Below are 7,522 nucleotides of genomic sequence, written 5' to 3'. Positions count from 1 at the left end.
CCCCGGAGAACCCGACCTCCACAGGATCCTTCTCCCTCGGTGACACCCCGCTGGCGCGGCAGCTCGCCAAGCTGACGGCCCGTCGCAAGAGGCTCGAGACGGTCTCGCTCGAGTTCGGTGCGCCGACGCGGATCATCACGATCTCGAATCAGAAGGGCGGCGTCGGCAAGACGACCACCACGGTCAACCTGGCCGCGGCGCTCGCGGATGCCGGTGGGCGCGTGCTCGTCATCGACCTCGACCCGCAGGGCAACGCCTCGACGGCCCTCGGCATCGAGCACACTGCCGACACCCTGAGCATCTACGACGTGCTCGCCGACGAGACGCCGCTGGCCGACATCATCGAGACCAGTCCTGAATCGCCCCGACTGCTCTGCGCGCCCAGCACAATTCACCTGGCTGGAGCGGAAATCGAGCTCGTCACGCAGGTGGCGCGCGAGCATCGCCTGAAGCGTGCTCTCGACGACTACCTCGCGGCCGTGTCCGAGCACATCGACTTCGTGCTGATCGACTGCCCGCCGTCGCTGGGCCTCCTCACGATCAACGCGTTCACCGCCGCGCAGGAGCTCCTCATCCCGATCCAGTGCGAGTACTACGCGCTCGAGGGACTCAGTCAGCTGATGGGCAGCGTCCAGATGATCCAGAAGCACCTCAACCCGGTGCTGCGGCTGTCGACGATCCTCCTCACGATGTACGACGGGCGCACGCGCCTCGCACAGCAGGTGGCCGAGGAGGTGCGTCAGCACTTCCCCCACGAGGTGCTGCAGTCGGTGATCCCTCGGTCGGTGCGCGTGTCCGAGGCGCCGAGCTTCGGCCAGACCGTGCTCGCCTATGACGGACAGTCCGCCGGCGCGATCGCCTACCGCGAGGTCGCCGTCGAGCTCGTTCGCAAGGGCGCACCCACCCACCACGACAAGGAAGCTGACTGATGGCCAAGCGAACCGGCCTCGGGCGCGGCATCGGCGCGCTCATCCCGACCACCGAGCCCTCGGCCGCCCGTCCCGTCGACGTCTTCTTCCCGGGAGGCTCCACTCCGGCGCACGCGCCGACGCTCACCGCCGAGCGCGCGCCGGTGATGGATGCCGCGCCGGCCGAGGAGCTCGTCGAAGTCCCCGGCACGCGGCTCGTCGAGGTCGACCCGCACGACATCGTGCCCAACCCGCGTCAGCCCCGCACGCACTTCGATGCCGACGAGCTGGCCGAGCTCGTCCACAGCGTGCGCGAGTTCGGTGTGCTGCAGCCGGTCGTCGTCCGATCCAACGGCGACGGCACGTACGAGCTCATCATGGGGGAGCGCCGCACCCGTGCCGCGCGCGAGGCAGGTCTCACCGCGATCCCGGCGATCGTGCGCGACACCGCCGACGAGCACCTGCTGCGCGACGCGCTTCTCGAGAACCTGCATCGCTCGCAGCTCAACCCGCTCGAAGAGGCGTCGGCCTACGCGCAGCTGCTCGACGACTTCGGCATCACGCAGGAGGAGCTCGGTGGTCGCATCGGTCGATCGCGTCCGCAGATCAGCAACACCATCCGGCTCCTGAAGCTGCCGGTGCCGGTGCAGCAGCGCGTGGCCGCCGGTGTCCTGAGCGCCGGGCATGCACGGGCGATCCTGTCGCTCGGCGACCCGGATGCCATGCAGCGCCTCGCCGACAAGATCGTGAACGAGGATCTGTCGGTGCGCGCCGCCGAGGCGGCAGCGCGGTTGCAGGATGCCGTGCCCGTCCGCCGTGCCCGCCCGCAGGCAGGCCCGCACCGCGGTCACCTCGACGACGTCGCCGAGCGCCTCGGCGATCGGTTGAACACGCGCGTGAAGGTCTCGTTGTCGGCAAGAAAAGGCCAGATAACGATCGATTTCGCGACCGTCGGGGATCTGAATCGGATCCTCGGCGAGCTCGGCGAGCAGGGCTACGGCGCGCTCTGATCCGGCAGGCCACGCACCGGCGTAGGCTGTCACGGTGACCGAAAGCACGAACCGCCCGCCTCGCGCCAGCCTCGAGCTGCTGCGCGCCGAGGCCGCCGACGAGCTGTCGGTGCTGATCGAGGAGAGGCTGCGCGCGGGCGAGGATCCGTGGGATTTCATGGACGACCTGCCGACGGTCGACGAGCTCGTCGTGCTCACGCTGCGTGCGGAGAACATCGTGGCCGACGGCGGCGCACGGCCGTCCGAAGCGCGGAACTATCGCGTCCTGCGTCAGATCGCGCTCGATCACCCGCCGCTCACGCGCGCGGTATGGCGACTGCTCGGCAGCGAGCCGCACCGGCGGTGGCATGCCGCGGCGCGCGCAGAGGCATCCTGAGCCGATACATGCCGAAAGGGGCATACAAGCGAAGTGTCGCCTGCATGCCCCTCACGGAAAGTGATTCAGCCCAGGTAGGCTGCGAGATCCTGCTCCAGCGCGAACTTCGGCTTGGCGCCGATGATCGTCTTCTCGACCTCGCCCTTCTGGAAGACCTTCATCGCCGGGATCGACGTGATCTGGTACTTCATCGCGAGGTTGGGGTTCTCGTCGACGTTGAGCTTCAGCACCGTGATCTTGTCGGGGTTCTCGGTGGCGATCTCGTCGAGGATCGGTCCGACCATGCGGCACGGACCGCACCAGACGGCCCAGAAGTCGACCAGGACGGGGCCTTCGGCGTCGATGACGTCCTGCTGCCAGGTGCTCTCGCTGGTGGCCTTGGCGGTCATGTCATGTCTCCTTCAAGAATGGGATTCACGCGTATGAAACGTGGGGATGCCGTGGATTGTTCCGAGTGTCACGCACCGCCGGCGGCGGCGACCGTCTCGAGCTCGTCGGACGACACGGCATCCGCCCGAGCCGCGAGGTAGTGCTCCACGTCGAGGGCCGCGACGGTGCCGCTCCCCGCGGCGGTGACCGCCTGCCGGTAGGTCGGGTCGATGACGTCGCCCGCGGCGAAGACGCCGGGCACCGAGGTGCGCGACGAACGGCCGTCGACCCACACGGTGCCTTCGGCGGTGAGGTCGAGCACCCCGTGCACGAGCTGGGTGCGGGGGTCGTTGCCGATCGCGACGAACAGGCCGTCGAGCGGCAGCTCGCGCGTGGAGCCGTCGAGGGTGGAACGGAGCACGACACCCGTGACGGCGTCGTCGCCGAGGATGTCGGCGACCTCGCTGTTCCAGACGAACTCGATCTTCTCGTTGTGGAACGCGCGCTGCTGCATGATCTTCGACGCGCGCAGTTCGTCGCGGCGGTGGATCAGGTACACCTTCGAGGCGAACTTGGTCAGGAACGTCGCCTCCTCGATGGCGGAGTCGCCGCCGCCGACGACCGCGATGACCCGCTCGCGGAAGAAGAAGCCGTCGCACGTCGCGCAGTACGAGACGCCGTGTCCGGACAGGCGCGCCTCGCCGGCGAGGCCCAGCTTGCGGGGAGCGGAGCCCGTGGCGTACACGATCGTCGCGGCCTCGTGGGCGGCGCCGCTGCCGAGCGTCACGCGCTTGACCGGCCCGTCGACGTCGAGCGACACGACGTCGTCGTACAGGACCTCGGCGCCGAAGCGCTCGGCCTGGGCCTGCATCTTGTCCATGAGCTCGGGGCCCATGATGCCCTCGGGGAAGCCGGGGAAGTTCTCGACCTCGGTGGTGTTCATGAGCTCTCCGCCGGCCTCGACCGAGCTCGCGATCACGAGCGGCGCCAGATTCGCGCGCGCCGCGTAGATCGCCGCCGTGTAGCCTGCCGGTCCCGAACCGATGATGATGACCTGACGCACCGCGCCGCCCCTTCCCGTGCCGAGCGTGAACCGCTCCAGCGCATCCAACCCATGGTAGCCGCGTGGCATTCCCGAACCCGGGTGCGGCGCCGCGAGTGTCCGCTCGGGGGCGGGCTCGGGATGCCGGGGTCAGCGCCCGGGCAGGAACCGACGGACGGCGCCCAGGGCGACCTGCAGCTCGGGCGCGCGAAAGAGCGCCAGGAAGGCCAGGTAGACGACGAGCGTCGCGCCCCCGACGATGGCCGCGGAGAGGATCGCCGTGCCGCGGTCGGCGGTGGCCCACCCGTCCACGCCGCCGAGGAGGAGGAAGCCGAGCCAGCCGGCCGCGGCGGCGGGGATGGCCGCGGCGACGAAGCGGGCGAGGGCGACCATGGCGGGGCGCAGCCCGAGGCGGCCGATCTTGCGGCGCAGGAGTCCCATCGCGAGGGCGAGCTGCACGACGTTCGACAGCGACTGGCCGAGGGCGATGCCGAAGGCCAGGAGGGCCAGCGGCAGCATCGTGTACGCGGCGACCGCGGTGATCACGACGAGCGTGCACTGCACGAGCGTGAACAGGAACGGCGTGCGGGTGTCGTGATACGCGTAGAACGTGCGCTGGATCACGAACTGCACCGACAGGGGGAGGAGGGCGACGAGGTAGGCGCCGAGCACGAGCGCGAACTGCACGGCATCCTGACCGGTGTCGGTGAAGATGCGCGACACCGGCACGATCGCCGCCACGATCGCGGCCAGCGCGCCGACCATGAACACGCCGATGATGCGCGTGGACGAGTCGAGGTCGTCGCGCACCGCGTCGTCGCGCCCGGCCGCCACGTGCTCGCTCAGCCGCGTGAAGTAGGGCGTGCCGATCGAGAGGACCACGACCGAGAACGGCAGCATGAACACGAGCCACGCGTACTGCATGGCGGCGACCGAGGCGCCGGCTCGGGATGCCTCGCCGACGAGGTTCGTCTGCACCAGCCCGGCGAGCTGCCCGACGACGACCATGAGGAAGGTCCAGCCGGCGAGGCGTCCGATCTGACGGAGGCCGATGCCGCGCCACTGGAAGTCGGGCCGCACGTGCAGGCCGGCGCGCCGCCAGAACAGCAGCAGCACGAGGGCCTGCGCGACGATGCCGAGGGTCGCCGTGCCGCCCATGAGCGCGACCATCCCGGGCGTCCAGCCGGTGGCGTCGCGATGCAGGCCGAACACCCAGATGAAGACGAGGAAGCCGAGGATCGAGACGATGTTGTTGACGATCGGCGACCACGCGAACGGGCCGAACACGCGCCGCGCGTTGAGGATCTCGCCGAGCAGCGCGTAGAGGCCGTAGAACAGCAGCTGCGGCAGGCACCAGTACGCGAACGCGAGCGTCAGCGCGACGCCCTCCGGCCCGAGCCGCGAGCCGTACCACTGCACGAGCAGGGGAGCCGCGGCGACCGCGACGAGCGTCGTGACGGCGAGGGCCACGACGCCGAGCGTCAGGAGCTTCGAGACGAACGCGCTGCCGCCGTCGCGGTGGCTGCCCGCCTTGATGATCTGCGGCACGATGACGCCGGCGAGGAGGCCCGACGAGATGATCGCGTAGATGTTGGTCGGCAGCTGCGCCGCGATGGCGAAGGCGTCGGCCGCCTCCGCGCCGATCGTGCCGAGCGCCGCGGCGAGCACGATGTTGCGGACGAGCCCCGTCACGCGCGAGACGAGCGTGCCGGCGCCGACGACGGCGCTCGCGCGTCCGATGCTCACGACGACGCCCCGTCGTTCGGGCCGGGTGCCGCCGCCGCGTCGGCGGTCGCGGCATCCGCCCCGCCCCGTGCACGGCGGCGTACGCGCAGCACCGTCCGGACGATGCCGAGGACGAGGAGGAGGCCCACACCGGCCGCGAGGACGGCGACCCACACCGACTCCCATTCGGCGCGCACCGTCACGGCGACGGAGCGGGGCTCGCCGATCAGCATGCCGCTCTGGCTGCGCAGCTGCAGATCGATCGCGGTCGTGCCGCTGCCGACGCGGGCCTCGACGGGCACCTCGACGCGCGTGTTCTGCTCGGCGCCGGCCTCGACCGGCGACGTGGTCTGGACGATCAGCACCGGATCGGTGGGATAGGCCGTGAGCACGAGCGACACCGGCCACGGCAGGTCGTTGCGCACCGCGAACCCGAGCGGCGCGGTCGACCCGAGGAGGTTGATGTTGCTCGGCGGGTTGATGCCCACGGCGTCGAGGGTCTGCCGGGTCTGCTCGTGGTGGTCGGCGACGGCGGTGGTCCAGGCATCCCCCCGCGCACGCCACCCGCTGCCCATCACCTGCAGGATGGCGGTGCGTTCGGGGGCCGTGAGCACCGCCGGGTCGGCGAGGATCGTCGCGAAGCCCGCCAGTTCGGACTCGTCGGCGAGCAGCTGGGTCAGGGCGTCGACGCGGGCGGTGTCGGCGTCGACGCCGCTCACCTCGACCGGGTAGGCGGATGCCGCGGTCAGGGTACCGAGATCGGTGGCGGCGTAGCCGGGCAGCGTCGTCGCGGCCGCGATCGCGCTGCGCAGACCCAGACGCGAGCGGTCGCCGCCGCGGTCGAGCACGACGAGCAGCGGGCGATCGCCGGCCTCCTGCCGCGCGAGCGCCGCGTACGCCGCGGTCTCGGCGAGCGCGGCCGCGCGGACCACGCCGTCCTCGGTGGCGGCGGACGCGGTGAGGGACGCCGAGACGTCGGAGTCGTAGACGAGCAGCTCGGCGCCGCCGGCGGTGGCCCGCGCGCCGACGTTCGCGGACGTCGTCGCCGACGGCACCAGGATCGGGGATGCCGGATCCAGCCCGGCGAGCGCCGCCACGACGTCGGCCCCGGCCGTGCCGGTGGCCGGCCAGAAGGCGGCGGCGCGTGCCGGACCGATGTCGGTGAGCTCCGCGAGGGTCGGGAGCACCGGGCTCGCGTCGGTGGGCGTCGGCGCCGGGGTCGGCTCGGGGGTCGCGGCATCCGTCGTCGGGGCGAAGTCCTCCGCCCGCAGGTACGGGTCGAGCGTCGTGGGTGCCAGGAGCGGGGTCACACCGGCCTGGATCTGGGTGGCGAGGTCGGCGTCGCCGAACTGGAGTGCGAAGCGCGAGTTGGGAAGCGACAGCAGGCGCTCGAGCCACAGACGCGCGTCGTCGGGGGCGGAGGCGCCGAGCACGCGGATCGCCGCCGGGATCGCGGGGTCGACGGCGAGGATCGCCGGGGTGCCCGTGACGGCGTCGAGCTGCGCGGTCAGGGCGCCGAGCGGGCCGGTGAGCTCGGTCAGCTCGGCCGCCGTGAGAAGGCCCTCGTCGAGCGGACCGGCGACGATCGGGACGACGACGCCGACGGATGCCGGTGCGCCGACCGGCGGCGGCACGGTCACGACGCTCGCGACGGCGAGGGGACCGGCATCGGTCTCGTACACCGCGCGGAGCGGGTAGACGCCGGCGCTCCGGGTCGTCAGCTCGGTGGCGACCGGGTCGATCGTGATCGCGGTGGTCTGGGTGCCGAGCGGGGCCACGGACTCGACGCGGGTCGTGCCGAAGGCGTCGAGTGCGACGCCGGCCACGTCGCCGGCGAGCCAGTCGCCGAGCCCGCCGCGGGTGTCGAGGGGGTCGCGACCGACCTCGACCCGCACATCGGCGGGGGCCACGGTCGACGGCGTGGTGTTGGTGACGCTGACCGTCACGGTGAGGGGCTGGTCGGCCTGGACCAGACCGCCGGCCGACGGGGCGACCGAGACTCCCACACTGCCCGCGGGGTCGCTCGGCGCGGCGGCCGGGGCCTGGGCAGCGGTCGCCGCGAGCGGCGTCAGCGCGAGCGCCGCCACGGCCG

7 protein-coding genes are annotated in these 7,522 nt (G+C 71.7%); 3 read left to right on the top strand and 4 right to left on the bottom strand.

Annotated elements, in window-relative coordinates:
• From WML84_RS11265 to WML84_RS11255, 3 genes are all read left to right on the top strand, one after another.
• The coding region (locus tag WML84_RS11265; protein WP_347346240.1) for a ParA family protein at positions 1-929 on the top strand (929 nt) is incomplete at its 5' end.
• Positions 929-1,918: a ParB/RepB/Spo0J family partition protein gene (locus WML84_RS11260; RefSeq protein WP_347346239.1), complete on the top strand. Its 990-nt coding sequence runs from the start codon at positions 929-931 to the stop codon at positions 1,916-1,918. The genes WML84_RS11265 and WML84_RS11260, both read left to right, overlap by 1 nt.
• 34 nt (positions 1,919-1,952) lie before the next feature.
• A complete protein-coding gene (locus tag WML84_RS11255) occupies positions 1,953-2,294 on the top strand; it encodes a tryptophan synthase subunit alpha (RefSeq protein WP_347346238.1) in 342 nt (113 codons plus the stop codon).
• Positions 2,295-2,359: 65 nt separating this feature from the next.
• Here the strand turns inward: WML84_RS11255 and trxA are convergent, their stop codons facing one another.
• From trxA to WML84_RS11235, 4 genes are all read right to left on the bottom strand, one after another.
• Positions 2,360-2,683, bottom strand: coding sequence for a thioredoxin (trxA, locus tag WML84_RS11250; protein WP_347346237.1), 324 nt, complete (start codon positions 2,681-2,683; stop codon positions 2,360-2,362).
• A 68-nt stretch (positions 2,684-2,751) separates the two neighbouring features.
• On the bottom strand, positions 2,752-3,726 hold the full coding sequence (gene trxB / locus WML84_RS11245; protein ID WP_347346241.1) for a thioredoxin-disulfide reductase: 975 nt from the start codon (positions 3,724-3,726) through the stop codon (positions 2,752-2,754).
• 129 nt (positions 3,727-3,855) lie between these two features.
• A complete protein-coding gene (gene murJ / locus WML84_RS11240) occupies positions 3,856-5,451 on the bottom strand; it encodes a murein biosynthesis integral membrane protein MurJ (protein ID WP_347346236.1) in 1,596 nt (531 codons plus the stop codon).
• Positions 5,448-7,522: DUF6049 family protein (locus WML84_RS11235; protein ID WP_347346235.1), on the bottom strand; the 2,075-nt coding region annotated here is incomplete at its 5' end. The genes murJ and WML84_RS11235, both read right to left, overlap by 4 nt.

Source organism: Microbacterium sp., assembly GCF_039812165.1.
GTDB lineage: Bacteria > Actinomycetota > Actinomycetes > Actinomycetales > Microbacteriaceae > Microbacterium.
This window is presented reverse-complemented; position numbering and strand designations above follow the sequence as displayed.

Excerpts from the sequence above, each read along its gene's own strand:
- trxA (WP_347346237.1), bottom strand. The coding sequence starts at position 2,683 with ATGACCGCCAAGGCCACCAGCGAGAGCACCTGGCAGCAGGACGTCATC.
- WML84_RS11260 (WP_347346239.1), top strand. The coding sequence starts at position 929 with ATGGCCAAGCGAACCGGCCTCGGGCGCGGCATCGGCGCGCTCATCCCG.